The sequence below is a fragment of the Sphingobacterium sp. UBA6317 genome (genome assembly GCF_002440385.1).
In the GTDB taxonomy this organism is placed as follows: Bacteria; Bacteroidota; Bacteroidia; order Sphingobacteriales; family Sphingobacteriaceae; genus Sphingobacterium; species Sphingobacterium multivorum.
On record NZ_DJTD01000005.1, the window covers coordinates 97,147 to 116,696 of the forward strand.

General features: G+C 38.8%; 24 protein-coding genes. 12 read left to right on the top strand and 12 right to left on the bottom strand.

The annotated features are described in order from the left end of the window. Positions 1–63 precede the first annotated feature (63 nt). Entirely contained in the window at positions 64–1,044 is a 981-nt protein-coding gene (locus B3E92_RS00995) for a hypothetical protein (protein ID WP_115045738.1), read from the bottom strand. A gap of 569 nt (positions 1,045–1,613) precedes the next feature. Here B3E92_RS00995 and B3E92_RS01000 point away from each other — a divergent pair. The 9 genes from B3E92_RS01000 to B3E92_RS01040 all read left to right on the top strand — a co-directional run bounded on the left by B3E92_RS01000 (position 1,614) and on the right by B3E92_RS01040 (position 5,300). After that, a complete protein-coding gene (locus tag B3E92_RS01000; protein ID WP_286894918.1) occupies positions 1,614–1,910 on the top strand; it encodes a hypothetical protein in 297 nt (98 codons plus the stop codon). A gap of 555 nt (positions 1,911–2,465) precedes the next feature. Beyond that, positions 2,466–2,735, top strand: coding sequence for a hypothetical protein (locus B3E92_RS01005; protein WP_286894920.1), 270 nt, complete (start codon positions 2,466–2,468; stop codon positions 2,733–2,735). Next, positions 2,732–2,914, top strand: coding sequence for a hypothetical protein (locus B3E92_RS01010; RefSeq protein WP_286894921.1), 183 nt, complete (start codon positions 2,732–2,734; stop codon positions 2,912–2,914). Before B3E92_RS01005 ends, B3E92_RS01010 begins: the two co-directional genes overlap by 4 nt. Positions 2,915–3,126: 212 nt before the next feature. Further along, a complete protein-coding gene (locus B3E92_RS01015) occupies positions 3,127–3,276 on the top strand; it encodes a hypothetical protein (RefSeq protein ID WP_286894923.1) in 150 nt (49 codons plus the stop codon). Positions 3,277–3,499: 223 nt separating this feature from the next. Beyond that, positions 3,500–3,724 (top strand): hypothetical protein, encoded by a 225-nt coding sequence (locus B3E92_RS01020; RefSeq protein ID WP_286894925.1) that lies wholly within the window; start codon positions 3,500–3,502, stop codon positions 3,722–3,724. Between the two features lie 205 nt (positions 3,725–3,929). Beyond that, positions 3,930–4,127, top strand: a complete 198-nt coding sequence (locus tag B3E92_RS01025; protein WP_286894927.1) for a hypothetical protein — start codon at positions 3,930–3,932, stop codon at positions 4,125–4,127. A gap of 182 nt (positions 4,128–4,309) precedes the next feature. Continuing rightward, positions 4,310–4,594 (top strand): hypothetical protein, encoded by a 285-nt coding sequence (locus B3E92_RS01030; RefSeq protein WP_286894929.1) that lies wholly within the window; start codon positions 4,310–4,312, stop codon positions 4,592–4,594. Beyond that, complete coding sequence (locus tag B3E92_RS01035; protein WP_286894931.1) at positions 4,594–4,950, top strand: HNH endonuclease; 357 nt, start codon at positions 4,594–4,596, stop codon at positions 4,948–4,950. Before B3E92_RS01030 ends, B3E92_RS01035 begins: the two co-directional genes overlap by 1 nt. Beyond that, positions 4,947–5,300, top strand: coding sequence for a hypothetical protein (locus tag B3E92_RS01040; protein WP_286894932.1), 354 nt, complete (start codon positions 4,947–4,949; stop codon positions 5,298–5,300). Before B3E92_RS01035 ends, B3E92_RS01040 begins: the two co-directional genes overlap by 4 nt. 15 nt (positions 5,301–5,315) lie before the next feature. Here the strand turns inward: B3E92_RS01040 and B3E92_RS01045 are convergent, their stop codons facing one another. Continuing rightward, positions 5,316–5,738 (bottom strand): hypothetical protein, encoded by a 423-nt coding sequence (locus tag B3E92_RS01045; protein WP_286894933.1) that lies wholly within the window; start codon positions 5,736–5,738, stop codon positions 5,316–5,318. A gap of 2 nt (positions 5,739–5,740) precedes the next feature. Further along, positions 5,741–6,010 (bottom strand): hypothetical protein, encoded by a 270-nt coding sequence (locus B3E92_RS01050; protein WP_286894934.1) that lies wholly within the window; start codon positions 6,008–6,010, stop codon positions 5,741–5,743. 45 nt (positions 6,011–6,055) lie between these two features. Here B3E92_RS01050 and B3E92_RS01055 point away from each other — a divergent pair, with 45 nt between their 5' ends. Beyond that, on the top strand, positions 6,056–6,763 hold the full coding sequence (locus tag B3E92_RS01055) for an SOS response-associated peptidase (RefSeq protein WP_286894935.1): 708 nt from the start codon (positions 6,056–6,058) through the stop codon (positions 6,761–6,763). Here B3E92_RS01055 and B3E92_RS01060 read toward each other — a convergent pair. After that, the gene (locus B3E92_RS01060) at positions 6,756–6,944 is read right to left on the bottom strand and encodes a hypothetical protein (RefSeq protein ID WP_286894937.1); all 189 of its coding nucleotides are present in this window, start codon (positions 6,942–6,944) and stop codon (positions 6,756–6,758) included. The genes B3E92_RS01055 and B3E92_RS01060 overlap by 8 nt on opposite strands. 57 nt (positions 6,945–7,001) lie before the next feature. On the opposite strand from B3E92_RS01060, the gene B3E92_RS01065 reads away from it, so the two are divergent. Beyond that, positions 7,002–7,475, top strand: coding sequence for a hypothetical protein (locus tag B3E92_RS01065; protein ID WP_286894938.1), 474 nt, complete (start codon positions 7,002–7,004; stop codon positions 7,473–7,475). After that, positions 7,456–7,680 (top strand): hypothetical protein, encoded by a 225-nt coding sequence (locus tag B3E92_RS01070; protein ID WP_286894939.1) that lies wholly within the window; start codon positions 7,456–7,458, stop codon positions 7,678–7,680. The genes B3E92_RS01065 and B3E92_RS01070 overlap by 20 nt, the downstream gene beginning before the upstream one ends. Positions 7,681–8,273: 593 nt before the next feature. Here B3E92_RS01070 and B3E92_RS01075 read toward each other — a convergent pair. The 8 genes from B3E92_RS01075 to B3E92_RS01110 all read right to left on the bottom strand — a co-directional run bounded on the left by B3E92_RS01075 (position 8,274) and on the right by B3E92_RS01110 (position 19,542). Continuing rightward, complete coding sequence (locus B3E92_RS01075) at positions 8,274–9,752, bottom strand: hypothetical protein (RefSeq protein WP_286894941.1); 1,479 nt, start codon at positions 9,750–9,752, stop codon at positions 8,274–8,276. A 112-nt stretch (positions 9,753–9,864) separates the two neighbouring features. Then, entirely contained in the window at positions 9,865–10,485 is a 621-nt protein-coding gene (locus B3E92_RS01080; RefSeq protein ID WP_286894942.1) for a hypothetical protein, read from the bottom strand. 144 nt (positions 10,486–10,629) lie between these two features. Continuing rightward, entirely contained in the window at positions 10,630–10,965 is a 336-nt protein-coding gene (locus B3E92_RS01085; protein ID WP_286894943.1) for a hypothetical protein, read from the bottom strand. Next, the gene (locus tag B3E92_RS01090; RefSeq protein WP_286894944.1) at positions 10,965–11,609 is read right to left on the bottom strand and encodes a hypothetical protein; all 645 of its coding nucleotides are present in this window, start codon (positions 11,607–11,609) and stop codon (positions 10,965–10,967) included. Before B3E92_RS01090 ends, B3E92_RS01085 begins: the two co-directional genes overlap by 1 nt. A 10-nt stretch (positions 11,610–11,619) precedes the next feature. Beyond that, the gene (locus B3E92_RS01095) at positions 11,620–14,694 is read right to left on the bottom strand and encodes a phage tail protein (protein WP_286894946.1); all 3,075 of its coding nucleotides are present in this window, start codon (positions 14,692–14,694) and stop codon (positions 11,620–11,622) included. Between the two features lies 1 nt (position 14,695). Further along, positions 14,696–18,622, bottom strand: a complete 3,927-nt coding sequence (locus B3E92_RS01100) for a hypothetical protein (protein ID WP_286894947.1) — start codon at positions 18,620–18,622, stop codon at positions 14,696–14,698. Further along, positions 18,615–19,127, bottom strand: a complete 513-nt coding sequence (locus B3E92_RS01105; RefSeq protein WP_286894948.1) for a hypothetical protein — start codon at positions 19,125–19,127, stop codon at positions 18,615–18,617. Before B3E92_RS01105 ends, B3E92_RS01100 begins: the two co-directional genes overlap by 8 nt. After that, the gene (locus tag B3E92_RS01110) at positions 19,117–19,542 is read right to left on the bottom strand and encodes a hypothetical protein (RefSeq protein WP_286894950.1); all 426 of its coding nucleotides are present in this window, start codon (positions 19,540–19,542) and stop codon (positions 19,117–19,119) included. Before B3E92_RS01110 ends, B3E92_RS01105 begins: the two co-directional genes overlap by 11 nt. Between the last annotated feature and the right edge of the window lie 8 nt (positions 19,543–19,550).

The window sequence follows — 19,550 nt, forward strand, 5'->3', positions numbered from 1 at the left end:
TTATTCATTAAATTTCCTCTTTATACCCTTCTCTTTCCTATCGACCTTTCAATGCCTCACATCTTAATCACGAATCGGTTCATTCGTTTGTGCTAATCGTTGCGATCCCGTATTTGCCGGACATGCAATATCGTCTGTTGCATCGTATACAAGCTTCTTGCCATTCAATTTTGTAATCAACTCTTGAGGGACATACACCTGAACTTTGGTAATCGCATAACCACTTGGAAAATAGCGAACATAATAACCATCGGGGTGAAGCGTCCAAATACCACTTGGAACGTCCGTACGAGGTTCAGCCATACCAGCTAAGATTGCATATTGTTCAAAATCAGCGTACGAATAGTTTCCTGAGGAAACGAGCTGCCGAATATTATTTTCCGCTTCAAAGATTGTCTGTACTGCAGGAGGCATTTGGTCTTTTGCCTTTTGGACAACATCGAATGGCAAAACGCCGAGCGCACCACCTTCCAAATGCAAAATTTGTTCAGCTGTAAGCAATTTTAAGGCTGTCTCTTTCACCGGACCCGAATAATCAATAAATTTTGTCTTCGCTATGATCGTCCACAATAGCATCTGTATGTCAGATTGTGCAACTTCCGGGTGCTTTTCAGCACTTTTCAAAATTGCAATGACTACTTCTCTCTTCTTGCCCAATGTAGGTGCATACATATATCCATCACCTTTCGAAGGCGCATAAGTACCTGCTTTCAAGCAATAGCTCTTATTGGTCATTTCAAAATGTCCAGCCTCCAATAAGTAACCATCATTGCCATTCTTTTGCAAATTTTCTAAAGGTTTATAAACAGCCGTATTTTGAAAATCGGGCATTTGCTCCCCCTTCCTATTTACATCTTCAAAACTTGTACTAATCGCTTCTGGTTCCTTTAGCAGTTTATCCAAACCCAACATTTTGCTTCCCTTGGAAGCAACGGCTTTGCTTGCCTTATCCAATAGCCCTCCAAATTGAGCCGAGGCTCCTTGGATATTAAATAAAAAAGCAACTGTAAGTATAACGACACCGGTTATTCTATTTCTTTTCATAATTGATTTCATTTCAGCTCTTGTCCACAAAAAAGAAGCCAATTTAAATCACCAACACAATATTTATAATTTATTAATTCATTGTTTGCACACATTGCCGGATTTCACACGTCATTTCAAGATCCTCTTCATCCTTTGAAATTTCAGACCATACAGGTTTTCAAAAGAAGCTAAAAACAGTTGATTTCCCCAACATTACTCTCCGCAATTTCTCCTGAAACTGATCACCGTAAATAGTTAAAAATACAATATTAAAACGTATCTTTGCAGCATGATTAATGTGTCAAATCTCTCCTTATACTTCACAACAACTTATTTATCAAATATTTAAAAATAAACGAATTTACAATTATAAATTATTTGTAAATTTTTCATTTGTATATCAACTACTTACAAAATATATCGATATATCCATTTGGATAAGTCTATATAAGTTTCAATATTTGCATCATCATCATTCAAGAGTGCAGAAATTGAAATGATAACAGAAAGAAATTTAATAGCCTGATTGGGGGCGGAGGCTGCACTCCTCTAAACCCGATCAGGCTTTCATTTTTTAAACTTTAATTATGGGAACAACTAATCACAAAGGCATCCCAGTTACAAGTTCTGTTTATCCAGAAAACTGGAATCCAAATTCAGTAGAAAGCTACAATGATTTCATCTCAAATGTTATCAAGCAAAACATGGCCAATGAGGGGTTGATTGAGGATCCAAGCATACTATTTTTTAAAATCAGAACTAGTCAGCCCCTACTTATCAAAGAACTCATCAGAATCACTTTATGTGACCAGGAACTGCAAATGACTCAGTTGCTTTACTCAGCGAAATTAGTATTGAAAGGAGGTTCTAATGGCTCTGTTTAATACAGTAAGAAAACCCTTGTTAAAATTGTCGGAAAAGCGCGAAGCAAAACAACAAAGAATAAATGAATACAAATCATTCCTCTCCTTGATGTCTTCAACGGGTATGGTTGTTTATGAAGGTATCCCCTATCGATCGATAGCCGACTTCACAATAGATTTTTTTAAAAATTGATGCGCAATGGAAGAGCTAATTAAAGAAAGAGAAGAGGCCCTAACTACACTCAATATCGAACCAATTGAAGTTCAACGAGGAGTATATGATATTGCTCCAGAACGAGAGGAGGTTATAAATGAATAGTCTGCTTAAAATTTATCACATAGCCTACCTGATATCGGCCGTTGGATCTTTAATATATGGTATTTCAGTATTGATAGTGAAAACTTTAAAATCATCTAGAAATCCGAAGAAAGGAAATGGATAAGCTATTTACCAATCGACTTTCCTAATTCTTCAATTAGGTATGGAACTAAAAATAGTGCGTTCGCAATCATAATAATAGTTCCAAGTAGGTAAATAATTGTATGCCTTTTCATAACACCAAAATAAGAAAACAAATGGAAAAAATATATAGACAGGTTAGCGTAAAGGAGCGGTTGCCTGAGACTCAAGGAGGATATTTGACAAGTGTTGGTTTGGTCAACTTCCATGGTACTAAATTCAATAAATGGGTTGACTGGTGGCTCGAAGAATTAGAGCTGCCCACTATAACCGTAATTAGAAATGCTGCAATGGAAAATAAAGACATAGCAGGTTATTTCGAAGAATTGGCCTTTGAGACCGGCGCCAACTACATTTTAAACACACTGAAAGGAGAAAAGAGATGAATATCGATACAAATAAATTAGTGGAAATTTTGAATAATGAAGACCCTATTAGCATAATGGTGGTTGAAGATCATGGTAAGGATAAATTGGTATGCTTATTTGCACTTCCACATTTAGCAGATAAAATTACTGAGTTTGGTATATCAATATTAGAAGATAGAAAGGAAACTGATAAATGATACACTTAATCTATATCTATTTTGTCGTAAACTCTTTTATTGCAGGTACAATTTATAATGAAGGTAACGATTGGAGAGGCGCTATTGTGTGCTTTCTTATTGGAATACCAACATACATTTACCTCTTTCTTTTAATGTTCTGTAAACGGCTAGAAAAGGTAACTCTCATCAAAGCTTGGTATCGGCTTCATTTTACTGACCACTTTTCAAACATGGAAGAATGGACTATCAAAATACGTTCTGCTCAATATCATGGACGAGCAAAATTAACAAGAAATGCAAATTGGTATGAACGTATTTTCCTTCGCCAAATTGATAAGAAATACAAATACGGAATTACTAAAGAAGAACCAAAGAAATGAACACTGAGGAACTAGGACAACTAATCGAGCTTGTTTTCGGCGAGACTATGCCATTGGAAGAAGCAGCATCGATAGAGTGTGTCGATCCTCGCGAACTATCCCGTGTGATAGATGAGGTGATGACTTTTCGGTCTCGGCACTCGCGCTGTAATGAGATTGTTGTCCTCGAACTTGGAAGTTTTAACCCCACCCCTATCATATAGGGGTATAAAGAAGAAGAGAGATGGCAAAAATAAAACACTTAACAGTAACTGTAAAATATCGGGTTGGCTTAGGAGATATAAGCTTACCAAAGAAAGTATTGGATCAATTAAACCAAGCAGCAGACAATGGTCACGACATTGAAATGAATGACCAACGGTATCCATTAGCAGGCGATTGGCTATCAGACACAATTCAGGAACGTAATTGCATGGACTGGGAATGCGAAATAGAGGAATTAAAATGAAAAAAGTAACACTAAGACAACAAGCCTACGACCTAGTTCATAAGTTCTACATTCAGCTTATTGACTATAAATTCGACGAAGACAGGCATAGATATGGACAAAAGAACCTTACCAAAGCTCGGCAATGTGCTTTAGTCCATTTGGAAGAGATAGGACAAAGAGACAGCGACTTAGCTGGAGAAATTTCAGATAACAAAAATTGGATATGACAATAAAACAATTAAAACAGGCTATTGCCGACTTACCCGATCACATGGATGTGTTTATCGAGGAAGGTGAAACAGGATTTCAATTTGCACCAGTAAACTGTGCGAGAGTCGAGGAGATAAATTTTAAGGAAGATCCCGACGGTGAAACCTTAGCGAGGGACAAAGTATTAATTCTAAGTGAAGATTGTCTATGAGATTCAGATATCACCGCTCTTACTTCAAATGTCGGTGGGCAGAAAGGACGATTCATAGATCAGACAATTGGTTAATACTAGGCATACATCAAAGATGGGTATCTACTGATGCTTATTTATTTACTATCGGATTTTTTGGGTTCGATTGGATAATATGGTTTAAAGAACAAATCAAATAATTTATGAAAATAATAGACGAAAGACACCTATTTGAGGTGACATTAAACGGCAGAGCATATACCGTATTAGCTCTTAGCCTTGTAGAAGCAATTAAAGAGGTTATTTCTTGGAACAGTATATCTGATGAAGATGATCAGGTAAGTGGTTTTTTGATTCCTGATAACGAAGTAGAGGAACTGAAAATGTATTACGAAGATGATGCTATTGATTTGTCGGTTATCGACTTCATTAAGGACAATATCAAACCTAGTAAAACACCGTCTATCGTAACAAGGGAGGATGATTAATGACCCTCACCAAACAACAAAGAGAAGCGCTCCGACTAAAATACTCGGGGCGCTGCACTTATTGCGGATGCGAACTTGGCCAAAGATGGGCCGCGGATCACATTGAACCACTTGTTCGCGACTGGGTAAACGGTGGATGCCAATATCCCGAACGAGATTGTTTTCAAAACCTAACTCCGGCCTGCATGTCCTGCAATACCATAAAAGGCTCATTGAGTCTGGAAAGCTTCCGAAAGGTCATTGGCGGCTTCATTACATCACTCAATAGAGACAGCACACAATACAAGTTTGCAAAGCGTTATGCCCTTGTTGAGGAAACTAAGAAACCTGTTAAATTTTATTTTGAAACATTATGACAATAGAAATAGGCAATAAACAGCTAAAAGAATTGACAGCAGAGAATCTCCGTCAGATAATTATGATAATTCATTGTTGCCCAAGTATGCAATATTGGAATGAACCTGAAATCATTGAATTTGACAATAACTTATTCAGTGACACTTTGGTAGTTGATTTTCGCTCATTCAGAATTGAGGATAATATCGAAAGCCTAACTTTTGTTTTCTTTTTTAATTTTAAGAGCCTGTCTTATCACTATCATAGAAAAGATGAAGACCTACAAAAATTGGCTAATAACGGTAGAAATATAGACATGGAAGTGCTTAGATACCTTATAAAAGAAGGATTTGATGTACCAATTTATTAAGCCTAGACTAACAATCTAGGCTTTTACTATTGGATCAACCCAATACACCTTATGATCAGTCAAATTAAGCACATCCATTGGAGAAACGTGACATTCGATAATATCCTCTAATCCATCACCAAGAACATACTTTAGGGCTTCCGCGGACTCAACTGATCCTTCCAAAATAGTACCTTCATCCAAGACATATAGATCTGACGTGATCATATTGACTTTGTTTTTAGTAATCCACTCCCGAAGCTTATCTTTAGTCATTAGGACAACTCTTTCTCCAGACTCCCTGGCTTCTCTTATCTCTTCATCTGCAACGTTTGGAAATTCTTTTCGTACAGTCGCTTCATACAAATCCCATTTCCCAGTGCGGATCGCTTCGTTTCTCAAATATAGCTTACGGCCGTATTCTCCGACTTCGTTATAGTATTCCTGCAATGTTTTCATAATTATTCTTCTATAAATACGCTTCCAAATAGGTCCTCGTCACGGATATTGTTCAAAGCTTCATCTATCGGCAATATATGTGGCTCATGAAACGGTACGTTTGTCCATCCCTCACAGTCTAATGCGACAAGCCATTCCATAACATTCGGTACCGCGATAGCCTTCCAGGTTACATTTTCGCTATCCTCGCAGTCCGAAGGAGCGATAAGTACGTTGTAGCCTTTCCGTTTCAACTCGCGCAATACTTCATGTGTAACCTTTTCGAATCGCATTTTATTTGTACTTTTATGTAAATATAATCAAATATGTGTTACCACGTGTCAACTCCTGGATTAACTGATCTAAGAGTAAAAACAGATAAAAAGGTCATTTACGAAGGCAATCAGATCTATCATGTTAGTGGATTTGATACCCCATTCCTTCCAGTTACATTGAATAATGATAGTGACAGTATTGTTGCTGCACGTTGGCGTTTTCTACCCTATTGGATAAAGAGTGATGCTGATTTGAAAAAAGCAGGAAACACACTCAATGCAATTGGCGAAGAAATATTTGAAAAAGCCTCATTCAAACGTGACATCTTAACGCATCGTGGTTTATTATATGTCAACGGTTTTTTTGAACCGCATGACCCCAATTTAGCACCGGAAAACCAAGAAGAGAAGCCTAAAAAGAAAGTAGATAAAGAGAATTTTTATATCTATTCTCCAACAAAAGAAATTCTTACCTTGGGAGTAGTCTATACCATGTTTCGTGACTTTGAAACTGGTGTTGTATATCCTACCTTTTCGATTCTCACTACAAATGCAAATCCTTTGCTTGAAGAAATTCACAATGAAAAGAAGAGAATGCCCTTAATAATTCCATCTGACAAACGTGATGAATGGCTATTTGCTGAAGGAAAAGAGGAAATTCAACAATTAATAATTCCTTTTCAAGGCGAACTGTCAGCTCACAAAACTTTCAGAGTTACGTCCGCGCGCGGCATTGACACTAACCGTCCCGACATACAAGACGCTATTTAAGTTTCTTTCTTCTCTCCTTCACCACCCATTTTATTGCGGCTTCCAGTTCGTCTGGCCACGCTTTTAATCCTTCTTCAAGTATCTTTGCACCTGTCTCTATTCCAACATTTTGAGCGGCAAGTAAAGCCGTTTTCCTAATGTGATCTATATACCCAATTGGCGGTTGTTTGCTTAGTTTCATAAATCAAAATTAAAATATATCTTGACATTTTGCTAATAATGTTAGTAATTTTACATCATGAAACCTCTTGAAGTCTTTTGCCGAAATCGTGTTATGTTTGTTCAAATGAGCATTCACGACAAGACTATGGGCATGAAAGATTATCATCTATACAACAAAAATGGCCTTGCTTTTTACGTATTCCGGAAGGCTCAAGGGTTTTGGGAACTCGCGTATGGTGAACTTGCCGACGATATAAAAGAAGCTTGCATTGATGCGTTGATAATCAGGTTTGATCACGATGTGCCCGAGCTGTTTTATCACCAAGGCAAGCGCCAGGTAGTCGAAGTGCGGGCCAAGAAATATAGCCTTTGGCACATTTATCTGAATAACGCCTATGTTGGCAGTATCGATTATGATAAATTTTCAAAGGCTTTCGATTATCATATTGAAGACAACAGCCTTTTGACGGACAATCACGTGCAAAAGTATATCGGTATGATCCAACGGGGTGAATTAAAGTGGATAAAGGATGATATTCGAAGGTTTTGAAGTCGATGGTGTACCACAGGTTTTAGAGATTACCTCACTCATGGGCGGCTATTTTCATGTGTACATTAATAGAAGATTTATAACCAGTATCTCTATGACAACTGAAGGCTGGCGGGTGCATTTCAATAACAACTCATGGTTATCCCGGGATGAAGCTGATATAATGATTGAGTATATCAAATCGGGGGAAATTCCTACTTTATAAAAAAAAGGCTGATCTTGCGACCAGCCCTAACTAAATTATAAGCAGATCCATACTGGACCGGGATATACATTGAAAAATGGTCAGGCATTACACCTGACCATACAAATAAATCAACCAACTGAACTGATAGACTTTGATGGATCGTCAATCAGTGGACAAAAGCAAAATACTCTTGGTTTGGTAAAAATTAAAAAAGCCTTGAGTGGGGAACCCAAGGCTTTATCCATTATTAACCTATATTTTGAAAAGTATCTATAGTACAAATCCAATTCCACTTTTGTTTAAAAAAAAGGCCGAGACTGAGAATCTCGACCTAGACATGTTTTATAGTTACCTATTATTGAGAATTTGTATAACAAGTAATATTTAGAATTGTTTTGCTAAATAAAAAAACCTTGAGTCTGGGAGAGATCTCAAGGTTTGTTAAATACTGCCTACTTCGAAAAGTACCTATATTACAATATTGAATAACGTTTGGTTTTTATAAAATTAAAAAAGGCCGAGTTATCAAGCTCGACCTTAATAAATGAAAGGTTTTTATTATAATAGAGGTTTACATAATAAATTTTAAGTGTGACATTATTAATATCTCTTTAATCTATACCAAGCGTGTTAAGTAGCTTTTTCTTCTCTTGCGAATCCTTTAGTGCGTTGACATGATACTTTGCGTCTAGCAAATTTGCGGCGTTTTTTTGTGATAGATACCTATTTACGTAATTAGTTGCATGCTGTAGTAAAAATCTACGGCAATCTATATTTACGCTAATCCCCTTGTCAAAACTGCCGTATGTCAAACCTGTTACAGCTTCATTCGAGGAGATTGACTTTATGCTGTTCATATTCAATCCATTGATATTAAGCGTTAGCGCCGGATAGTAGAAGTCCGATTGATTGGGAAATTTGACTTTCACGATTAATTTATTCCCTTCGATACGGCTGCTAATTATACTGTTTTGCCTATTATAATTGTATTCATAATACTCTTCTTGCGAAGGAAACCACAAAATGTCTTTACCGTCCTTTCCATACGTATTGTTCAGCCAGAGCAGGAGCTGGGCCCAGTCATGATCCGTTTCGTGCACACCAATGTGGACTGCTTCGCGGTGATCGACATCTTTAGCTGCAGCATCATTGACCAGTTTTTCTACTTCGGCGGTGCGATTGACAAATACCCGCTCCAATGTCTTTTGCTGCAAGGGTGAATTGACTTGATACGGGATGAGCTTATCCGCACCTTTCTGTGCAGTCATGGTCTGGATCGCTGGAAAACCAAGCGCAGCCTGAAGATAAGATTTATTTCCATTGGGCTCAGCCAAAAACTTGATGTTTCGGCCATTCAATCTTTTTTTGGTGATTTGTTGCGCAAGGTCGAAATGCTTGATCAGCGAATCAGCATTGTTGACTGCGGGTGTATTAAGGTCGTGGAAGGCAATGGCATTGCCATCGTTGACCAGTTCTATCACATTATTCCATCGTAAGCCAGATTTCATATAGAAGCGGAAGAAGTTTTCCGTAAAACCTTTTTTTACGACTGTTGGAGCGTCCATAAACTCCCATTCAGGGGCCAGTGTGGTGGTAAAATGGAACCTGACCTCATTCCCAAAACCATCGGTACCGCCCAGTGTTTTGCCCAGCAGGTAACTGTTTGGGGGCATATCATCAGATTCCAGGTGCTCAATGTCAAAATAATATTTACGTTTAATGTCCGAGCGATCGATCTTTTTACCATTAATTGCTGCCCAGGTCATGCTGAATGCTGATTGTTTACAGTCGTCCTGTGTGAGCATAAATAATAAGCTCTTGTTATATTTTAGTGGCGGAATCTTTACAATTGGCGCTTCTGTTATCCCTTGTCCAGGTTGAAATTCGATCATGATCTCCGCTTCTTGTCCAGTCTTTTCCTCAGCAAAGGGATAGGCATACCGGGTTGTATTTCCGCCATTATCTGGCGGTGATACCTCTTTTCCATCTCCAGTTTTACTGCGCGAGTAAAGATCTTTTTTTAAGCAAGAAGACAATGAGCAGCATACTAACGTAATAAGAATAGTTTTGGTGTAAATAATTTGGCGCATACGCAAATATAGGCATTCTTATTGGATTAACTATTTCGTTTAATAAAAAAATAGTCAAATTTAAACAGGCTCTAACATTTATGCCGATAGGACAGAAGAACCTTAAAAATGTCTATATTACACCCTTCTTTTTCAAAAAAAGTATTCCACAAATCAATATCAATAATCCGATAGCTCCCCAAATCATCATCGATCCTTTCGGTTCTTTTTGAATGTCCTCTACCTTCGTCGACTCCTTTTGCCGATGTTCCTGAGATGTGGCTACTTGCTTTTCTACTTTCTCACTTCCTTTCTTTTCCTCCGACTGCGCCAAGTCCTTATGTTCAGTGACTGATTGCTTGGTATGCTGCGTAACTTTTTCGCCTGGAGATTCCGATCGCACCGTCAAAGTCTGCTTAAGGGTATCGAGTTGAACCAATATCTTAAACCCTGCGCTATCTTTGAGCAATATCTCCGCTCCTAATTTAACCTTTTCCACTCCAATGGAACCACTGACTTTACTGCCCTTTTTCTCGATTACAGTCGTAGTTTCAGTTTCAGTGACTATTGTACCCTTGTCAACTTTTACGATCCGCTGTAGGCTATCCTTTAGTGTTTTTTCAGAAAGTGAACTATCAAGTTTACTTACCACTTCCAAAGAATGCTTTTCGACATGCTTTGTCGATCGTCGGAATAGCCCACAAGAAGCAAAGGCGATCACTATGACCACCGATGCGATTATTTTATTTAGCATACTTCAAAATTGAGTTAAGCTCGATAACCGACTGCTTTAGGCTATCTAAGCTGTTTACTAAATCGGGCTTATTCACCTTTTGCTTTCCGTTTGATGAGATCAGAGTAACCGACCCTAATAGCATTAATAACAATACTAATTTTTTCATCTTATTACCTCCCTGATGATCTGTTTTATTTGACTGGTAGTTGTATCCACTTGTTCTCGCATTGGCGCTGTTTGTTTGATTACCTCCTGTTCAACAGCAGGCCTTAACTCAACAGGCAATTGTTTTCGTATTTCGTCCTGAACTTGCTTGCTAGTGTCTTTCAAAAGATCGATATTTTCGTTTTTAGCACACACGTACAGCCACACGAACACAAATAGCAAAGCAGCAAGTACAGCACATAGGAAAGCAAGTGGATTGTCCTTTATCCACTTTGTAAACTTTCCCAGTCCATTTATTTTTCTGTCGATGAAATCGTCTTTATTCTCTGCCATTATTTCCACAAACTAGCATAATAATTAATCTTAGCCCGACGGTCGTCAAGGCCGTTATATCCCCCGTTCACAGCAAGACAAACCGAACGAATGCTTTGCTCTGAAAGATCCTCTGCTTTTGCCCAAATATTCTTTTCATCGAACTCTTTAATAGCTGTTGTGAAATAGTATGCCGACTGTCCAATCTTATCCGGATTGTTGTAAAGTTCAGGTCCGCCGTAACGCATATAATCCCTACCTCCTGTAGTTTGTAAGGAACCTCCCCCACGGAATAACCAACCATCACCTGGTCGCGTATTGCCAAGTTCTTTTGCCTTTTTCGGATTACCTAATCCATACACACGTTCAGCTAATTCATAAGGTTTACCTGACAAGTGTTCGGCTTCTTTTAAAGTAACTTTAGCGGAGTGCTTTCCAACACCGAATATTTCCATTATTCGTCTAGGAGAATAATCTTTCATATTCTCCCTTTCAAGGGTAAATCCTCCACTTTCGTGATGAATATTTGCGAAGAAATGAATCGTTTGAACACGAGTTTTTCCGTATTTTTTCGCGAATTTGCTAAGGGTTTCTTCACCTATACCCCCATCCTGACCAGCTCCTACTTCTCGCTGTAATTCCTTTATTCTATCTTTTGCTGTCATTCTCTTTTTTTTAATAGACTACCCAGTTTGTTCCATCAAAAACTAATTCTAATTTTGTATTTCGAGACATGGTATACATAGTAGAATTAGGCATACCGTCTCCTACATAAATTAAAGCTCCCCCCTGTCCTCTCAATGTTTTCGATGAAGTTGAATTGTTTCTAATAGTCAAAGTATACCCTGTGATCGGCACATTAGGCAAATAAATATTGTCATGATAAATTTGATAATATCTGCAGCTCGTTGGCACGGTATCACCATTAGAACTACTCCCTCCCTGGCTCGAAATAACTCCCCCACTTAAACAAACTGTACCGTGAAAATATCCCGCATAACCTTCACTGTATGGCGCATTAGAATTACTTGTTTGATCGGCTCCGTAAATTGCAGCGTTTATTGATGGCGTCCCAATACTGCCACTAACTCTACTTTGAAGAAGTGCGGCTATCGAAAAAGCTGAACTAATGCCCGATGTAGCCGAAATAGCATTGATATTGCTCCCATTTGAAAATACACCCTCTGAAGTAATTTCACTGTAACTATCGTCTCCATCTTTATCCCTAATAGATAAGCCAGGCTTATTGCTTCCATTGGATTGCATGTAGCCTACTTCCAATCCCATCCTTATCAGAGCATTGGAAACATTTGCTTCTGCATTTCTATTCTTATAAAATCCGATCTCTCCACTCTGTGCAAGTAATCGTGGCAAGACATCATCAACACCGGAGGAAAGCCGCTTCACTATTAAATTTTCTATAAATGCCGATTGAGCGAATAAGCTAATCACATCGATTAGTTCGGCTTTTATGTATCCACCCTGAATTATAGTTTCCCCTAGCTTTGCAAGCTCCACCAGATCTTCGTGAGCTAAATCGCCTAATGAACTAATTAAACCATCCGTGTAATTCTTAGAAGATTCTAGAGCTTTATTAGCTGCATTTTCGGCATGTTGTTTAGCCTCCATCAATTTTTGAGTTGCATCTTGTATACGTGCCTGCTCTTCACTGGAAACCACATCATCTGCATAAGCTTCCGCGATAACTTGAAGCAATTCGTCATTTGCATCCGCATAAGCTTTTGACGCCGCTATTGCCTGCTGTTTAGCATCATCCATCTGAGTCACTGTTGCCCCTCCACCGTTTACTACAATTTCAGAAACATTAAGTCTATCAGCGGAAATCTTACCTGTCTTAATATTAGCGCCATTAATATAGGTCATACCGTTTGTGAAACTATAGTCCCTTTTACCTTGGAATTCGGAGTATATTACGCCTAAATTGAAATGATAAAACCCAACTTCACTTTCTGTACTAATTGGCTGTTCGGAAATTACCCATGTACCATTTAGAGCAGTACGGCTACACCTAGCTGCAACATAATAGTGTTTATCCGCTATAAGATCGCCTTTAAGTAATTGAGGTATAGTCCATATATAACCCAATCCTTCAATTTTAACTTCCAGATGAACCAATTGGCCTGCCGTTATCAAAACGCTTTTTGGGTCATCTCCATTATTGACGTTAATAGTAACACCGTTCAAAAGAAAGTTTTGAGATTTGGCCCCAACACTTAACATTAAAGTTTCAATGGACTCTGGCTTAATATGAGTGCTATCGAAATAACCATCAGGATCGAAAACAAGATTTTGTAACTGACGCATTCTAGCAGCTAAAATCCTATCTTCTTCAATACTCCTTCGAGTGGTTTGGGTGATGATCTGCTTATTCTCTTTAATATCGTTTTGAATTTTTTCAAAGAGGGTGTATGTTACATCATTTCCTATTACCGCATTATATGTCATTCCGTTTTCAAGCACATCAGGAAAATGTCCAGGATAACTAAGCTCTGTAATGCGCACCCGTTCATCAATCCCCTTCTGAGTATCGATCAGCCGAACAGTATCTCCGATATCTAATGTGATATTCTTTCGTTTGAGGTCCAAAATATCAATTTCAAGCTCGTATACCACACGCGGCGTACTATTGCTTTCCAAATACTCCTGCCTTTTAGTAGTCAATTCGGCTACTGCTGCATCAATATAGGATTGTGGCATCCGTATACCGATAAGTGTGTATTTGTCTCCTACTTCAGCATGTACAGATTCAGTCGGAAAAAACTCTCCATTTCCCTCGTCGTTTGCCTTGAATACAATCTTTTTGTCAGTATGATTATAGCTTGAAATCTCAAATTGATTACCTTCTAAATAGCCTGATTTAAAAACTATGTAAGCCGACTCTCCATCGATCTTCTGATTATTCAAATCAAAATCAATAGAGCTGTCAATGATCGAGAATAATTGTTTATTTATCGTTGTAGCGCCCGTTACGGTACCAGTGCGTTTTGGATAAATATTTTCATCTACAAATTCGCCCTCACGTACTCTGTATAGATTTACGTTCTTTTCCACATACCCAGGAATCTTTAAATAATCCTTCATTCCTGTAGGTAGGTTTTTATCTCCTCCCCTAGCATACGCCCTGGTTACGATCTTCTTCTCATTAATCGATTTTCTTGAAAGACTATACAGACCATTTCCTTTTCCGTAGCTAAATGATAAATCGCGTGCAGTTCCTATTGTTTTTTTCAAAGAAATGACTTTCCCTTTTATTCCCCATTCAGCTTTCATGGCTTGGGCAACCATAGTGAGGCAATCCAAAATGTATGTTGAATCAAATTCAACTGTAACACGTCCAAGATCTTCGAACTCCCCGACGGACCAACCCGAGGATTTGCTATTAGCACAATCGACAATGAGATGAAGCCATTCTTCAGCAGTCCCACTGAAGCTAAATTTACGGGCTCCTAAATGTTCTATAAAAAACTGTGACAGGCTATGTCTTGGACCTTCAAACACAAAATCATACTCAAAAAGAAATCTGCTAACTTTTTTGAAGTTAACGGTCTCATTTAAGGTAAGAACCTCCCCTTTGTAATTTAAAGTATCATTGACTTTTATATCTAAATCTAATGACGATTTAAAACTGAAGGCAAGAGAATGCTCCCCCATTATCTTGTTGGTAAACGTTGAAGAATTCAATGGGATTTCTGCTCCTTCATCTTGCCCTCTATACACCTGAATCTTCATATCAAGATATTTTAGTAATTTCAATTAAGTTAATGCCTGGCAATTGGCCCCCAACACTAGACCATAACCCAAGATCGACTGGTATTGCCCCATCAGTAACGGTCACCTGCATCTCAGCATTAAAATCTTGGTTATTAAACCCTGTGATACTGTTATCAGGTGTGCAGGCAACCCGCCCTAATTCGGAAGCACCTTGAAACAGTCCATAAAACGAATTCAGGCGCTTGCTCTCTGTATTTGCGCTTAAACCAGAATTTGCAGTATTCCAGAGGAACCTGAACCGGTATGTGCCTGCCGGCATGCTCAAAGAGAACCTAGCTTTCCTTTTTGGGTCAGCAGCCGTGCTGTTTACCGTAGTCAATACTTTTGCCATTGATGCAAGACTGTAGCTTCCGCTTGCGACAGTTGCATCCATATTGCTGTTTTCATAGGTATTCCCAGCATTGAAAATATCATTGGCAACATAAAATGACGTATTCAGGTTAAAGAACATTCCGGTCACATTTGCGCCTGTGGTATCCACCAATTGAAGGGCACCATAGCCCGTGTAAGTCGCAAATTTGACTTGATTTGTTGTTAAACCGGAGGTCACAACTTTTGTATTCGTATTATTGCTGGCGGCATTGAAACCAATAAGAATAGAAACAGGAGGATCTGTCAATGTGATTGAATCGTTCACAATAATAGATTCGCTGACTGAATTTTTTACTTGTCCAAAAAGAGTTTTAGCACCAATCGAACCAAATGTAAAGGTGATTTTCTCAGACCAGGGCAACCAAGCAGCAGCCGAAACTCCTGCCGATGTTTCGGCCAAGCGATAGTGGGTCGGTGTACCTGCTCCGATAGTGAATGATACTTTCGGACTAAAACCAGCAAATGAAGCCTGTCCATCAGCAAGCGCCATTGCTGTAGCTGTGACAGGAATGACAACATTGATCGATGAGGATTTCACATCGGACTCACTCCTTGAATTTTTAACCTGGGCATATAAGGTCAATGTCCCGCTGTTCACTCCTGAACTGTAATTGACGGTATCTCCTGTATATGCAACCCAAGCCACAGGTGAGAGATCTGCCTGCTGTCCTATACGATAATGCGTCACTGTGTTTACGGTGGTAAGTTTTACGCTTACGTTACCTGAACCTGTAGCCAGATCACCATTATTGATCGCAATAGAAGTCAATATTGCAGAAACTGGATCGACATATTCGAAACCGGCACTCACAACTGACGAAGTTTTATCCTCAACCTCGTCGCGCATCTGAGCAAAGACAGTCTTTTGACCATAAGGCGCCGCAATTGCGAAATTTACTGGATTTGAACCAAAAGGAATCCATTGCACGCCAGTAAAGTCGTTTGTCGCTGCCAGACGATAATGCGTAGGGATTCCAGTGTAATTTAATGTTACTGGGACTGGAGAACTGGAAACCTGTCCAGCAGCTGTGATCGAAATCAACGCAAGTTCTGGTTTGGCTTTATAGATCTGCGCTGACAATACCGACGACTCCCCATAAATGTTTTTAAGTTTGACATAAACGGTTTTTGTATCAAATCCGGCTGAAAGCTCATAGCTCGCAGGAGACACAAACGCAGTCCAGTCAGCCCCTAAGAAATTACTTGACTCGCTCACCATGTAATATGTCGGTGATGTTCCAGTGAACAGCATGGTAAGCGAAACAATACTCTTCTGTGTAGTTGTTGCACCGTTTTCAATCTTGAAATCGGCAAATGTTGGAGCTGATGAGTACACATTCAGACGGTCGATGAACGGTTGTCTCAACGAGGGCTTAAGCTGGCTGACCATATACATAGCATCGTCATACACATAGCTAGCATTTGGAGCCGCTTCAAAAGCAGCTGTATATTTTTCCGCCCTTTTAAGCAGCTCTCTGCTAAAATTAAGATTGACCAATAGCTTACCGTTATTTGCGGCATACGAAAGCCCGTCAGTATTAGATGAGACCGAAAGGTCATCAACAGATGATACTCCAGACAGGAGACAAGAAACCTCATTGAACCAGAAGCGGGGCATTTTAGGAAAGTAGAGCTTGTAAGTAACGCTATTGACCCCGGTACTCTTGATAACCGTCGCATTATTGGTCAGATACCAATATTCAAATACTTCATCAACGCTGGCAAACCAAATTTTGTCATCACCAATGGCTCCGAAGCTGTCATTGATCCTTTTAAATAGGTTATAATCATCAACATTAGTCCTATGTGATGCACCTATTAACCAATATATAGAATTTAAATCAGTGGTGGAGTCAAAGTCATTTAGAATGTTATAGACATTATCATAATAATCAGCCGCTCCTGCAAAATAACGTTCAGGGGCAATTTTTGATTTATCCAAAGTATATCCATTCCTATACATGTACGCTTTTTTTATAAGAGGGTCACCTGATTGTGCCGTATTCATCATAATGTCGCTGATGTTCTGCGACAGGGCTAAATATCTATGATCTCCATTGGGCTCAGCAACAATTTTGGGGCTGTCATTTATATACTCAATAAATTTTGCCTTGGTATCAGCAAACCACTGATTGAAATTTTCCTGAGTAACCGATGAACCGTCATATCCATTAAAGTCGTGATACAGAACACTATATCCAAAATCTTTATAAAGATTCCATTCAATTGCTGCCATCCAAGGGTAATTTTTTCCCACGTTTCCGTCTGTACTGTAATGGTCATGCAGTTTATCCGGCCAAACAGCTATACTGGTTGCAAACCTCCGCTTATTTCCGGCACCGTCTGTAAACTCCAAAGGATATTCAGGAGTAAAACCCTCACTGAAATCTGGCGCAATGGGGAAATTTAGATGTAAATAAAATTTCATTGTCGTTGCAACCCATCTTTTGTTAATACCTGAAAAGTAAAACTGATAAATTGAATTGGAATCATCTGTTATATATGAAAAAGCAAACTTCTTATTGAACTTTAATTTTGGAAAACTGAGCGCAATATCGGAAGGATCTACACCCCCAGGCAGATCTACAGTAAATTCTAAAATGTTTCCCTCGTATTTGAGATATTCAAGATTCAGGAGCATGTAAACTGGGTCTGCACTGACTATATTTTCCAGACACTTGATTTCAATGATGGTCTGGAACTCGTTATTAACATGGATATTCTCAATACTATATTTGGTATTGTAATAGTTTCCAAAGAGCGTTTTGCCCGAACTTACCGAGGTCTTGGCAATATTCAGGAACAGACCATATCCAAGAGGCTCATCACTCAGAACATACTCTTTGGTCACACCTTGCTGGACAGGCAGTGCATTCAGCTTAAATGTTGTTGAATAAATCGGCATATATTCACCTCCATAGCTGTATGTTCCGATAGTGCGCTCCGACTCGGCAATATTGACAAGGTTCTCATCAGGTACAATGATTGCAATCTGCCCTGCATCATTTGGGACAACCACCTCACCGTTGACAGTGATATTAAGCACATCGCTATTCTTTCCATTTGTTACGGAAAACAATTGCGTGGTGCCATCACTAAAGGTAATGGTATATGTATCCTTAAGGCCGCTGGACGATGTCATTTCGATTTTCAGTATAGAACGGAAAGATAAGGTCGCGCTGTCGGTGATTTCCCATGTTTCATTTGTGCCATCCCAGAACAGCTTCACGACGCTGTCCTTCTGGAGAACAAACTGGTCATCCCCGTATACAAGTGTACGGCCGTTTGCACCGCCATAGACTTCAACATATTTATTTGCAGCGCCTAGTTTCGGCAATGTGTTACCTGTTATCTTGACAGCGTCCCCGATCTTCTTTCCGGCTTCATTGACGATAAGGGCAAAATCGACATTGCCGACTTCGCCTGTTTCACTATCGACACCCATGATCGAACCGATTTTAGCTGCATCAAGTATCGGCGGTGTTTCATTATCATATCTTACGTAATCAGCCATTGTATTTCGTTTTTACAAGAATTTTTTTATTGTCATTTATTATGATAAATCGACCTTTGTTATCTGCTAGATAGCGGAATACATAGGTTGGGAGAACAAAGTTATTTTCAACTTGAAGCACTATTTTAACGTATATTTTCCCTTGAAAAGGCTTTTTAAGATACTCCCATGTTGATATTTTTATCAAGCGAAGTTTAAACGATTCCCCCCATTCGAAAACTTGAAAGTCAAATTCATTTTTTATCATGTCAAGAAAGTCACGCCTTTTTTTTCTATAATCAGCTATCCCCTCTGCTTCCATAATCAACGGTACATCAAATACCTGTGGATTATATCTTATATCGCTTACATCATCGTAATCTTTACCGTTTTCATCTATCCAATCATTGAAAAATGGTTCCTTTGGAGTGGGGGGTATTTCTAGAGCTGAAAGCGCCCCCTTACCTAAATGCAATCCGAATACAGCTTCTATATCATAGCTATTGATAAATATCTTAATTGCCATATCTATGATTATTTTGCAATTTTATTGTGAATTTTGCGAATATCCCTCTATCAGGTAATGAAGCTGAATATGATATCAAATCCCATTTAACAAAAGATTTGAATCTTAATTTTATTGGATCAGACCAATTAGCAGCATGAAAAGTAAACTCCCCTTTTTTTGAAACCAGTGATAGAAAAGCTTGCTTTTTTTCCTTGTAGTCCTGCAAGTTCTTCCCCTCCATAATCAACGGTATATCGTAATCTTGTGATTGATAGGATAGATCAGAATCTTCATCGTAATCTTTACCGTTTTCATCTATCCAATCATTGAAAAATGGTTCCTTTGGAGTGGGGGGTATCTCAAACACAGATAAGGCACCTCTTTCTAGATAGATACCAAAAGCACTTATATCTTGATCGTTAATTAAAAACATAACTTAGA

Bases quoted from the DNA above. Each gene is read 5' to 3' on its own strand.
- B3E92_RS00995 (WP_115045738.1), bottom strand. From the start codon at position 1,044: ATGAAAAGAAATAGAATAACCGGTGTCGTTATACTTACAGTTGCTTTT.
- B3E92_RS01000 (WP_286894918.1), top strand. From the start codon at position 1,614: ATGGGAACAACTAATCACAAAGGCATCCCAGTTACAAGTTCTGTTTAT.
- B3E92_RS01005 (WP_286894920.1), top strand. From the start codon at position 2,466: ATGGAAAAAATATATAGACAGGTTAGCGTAAAGGAGCGGTTGCCTGAG.
- B3E92_RS01010 (WP_286894921.1), top strand. From the start codon at position 2,732: ATGAATATCGATACAAATAAATTAGTGGAAATTTTGAATAATGAAGAC.
- B3E92_RS01015 (WP_286894923.1), top strand. From the start codon at position 3,127: ATGGAAGAATGGACTATCAAAATACGTTCTGCTCAATATCATGGACGA.
- B3E92_RS01020 (WP_286894925.1), top strand. From the start codon at position 3,500: ATGGCAAAAATAAAACACTTAACAGTAACTGTAAAATATCGGGTTGGC.
- B3E92_RS01025 (WP_286894927.1), top strand. From the start codon at position 3,930: ATGACAATAAAACAATTAAAACAGGCTATTGCCGACTTACCCGATCAC.
- B3E92_RS01030 (WP_286894929.1), top strand. From the start codon at position 4,310: ATGAAAATAATAGACGAAAGACACCTATTTGAGGTGACATTAAACGGC.
- B3E92_RS01035 (WP_286894931.1), top strand. From the start codon at position 4,594: ATGACCCTCACCAAACAACAAAGAGAAGCGCTCCGACTAAAATACTCG.
- B3E92_RS01040 (WP_286894932.1), top strand. From the start codon at position 4,947: ATGACAATAGAAATAGGCAATAAACAGCTAAAAGAATTGACAGCAGAG.
- B3E92_RS01045 (WP_286894933.1), bottom strand. From the start codon at position 5,738: ATGAAAACATTGCAGGAATACTATAACGAAGTCGGAGAATACGGCCGT.
- B3E92_RS01050 (WP_286894934.1), bottom strand. From the start codon at position 6,010: ATGCGATTCGAAAAGGTTACACATGAAGTATTGCGCGAGTTGAAACGG.
- B3E92_RS01060 (WP_286894937.1), bottom strand. From the start codon at position 6,944: ATGAAACTAAGCAAACAACCGCCAATTGGGTATATAGATCACATTAGG.
- B3E92_RS01065 (WP_286894938.1), top strand. From the start codon at position 7,002: ATGAAACCTCTTGAAGTCTTTTGCCGAAATCGTGTTATGTTTGTTCAA.
- B3E92_RS01070 (WP_286894939.1), top strand. From the start codon at position 7,456: ATGATATTCGAAGGTTTTGAAGTCGATGGTGTACCACAGGTTTTAGAG.
- B3E92_RS01075 (WP_286894941.1), bottom strand. From the start codon at position 9,752: ATGCGCCAAATTATTTACACCAAAACTATTCTTATTACGTTAGTATGC.
- B3E92_RS01080 (WP_286894942.1), bottom strand. From the start codon at position 10,485: ATGCTAAATAAAATAATCGCATCGGTGGTCATAGTGATCGCCTTTGCT.
- B3E92_RS01085 (WP_286894943.1), bottom strand. From the start codon at position 10,965: ATGGCAGAGAATAAAGACGATTTCATCGACAGAAAAATAAATGGACTG.
- B3E92_RS01090 (WP_286894944.1), bottom strand. From the start codon at position 11,609: ATGACAGCAAAAGATAGAATAAAGGAATTACAGCGAGAAGTAGGAGCT.
- B3E92_RS01095 (WP_286894946.1), bottom strand. From the start codon at position 14,694: ATGAAGATTCAGGTGTATAGAGGGCAAGATGAAGGAGCAGAAATCCCA.
- B3E92_RS01100 (WP_286894947.1), bottom strand. From the start codon at position 18,622: ATGGCTGATTACGTAAGATATGATAATGAAACACCGCCGATACTTGAT.
- B3E92_RS01105 (WP_286894948.1), bottom strand. From the start codon at position 19,127: ATGGCAATTAAGATATTTATCAATAGCTATGATATAGAAGCTGTATTC.
- B3E92_RS01110 (WP_286894950.1), bottom strand. From the start codon at position 19,542: ATGTTTTTAATTAACGATCAAGATATAAGTGCTTTTGGTATCTATCTA.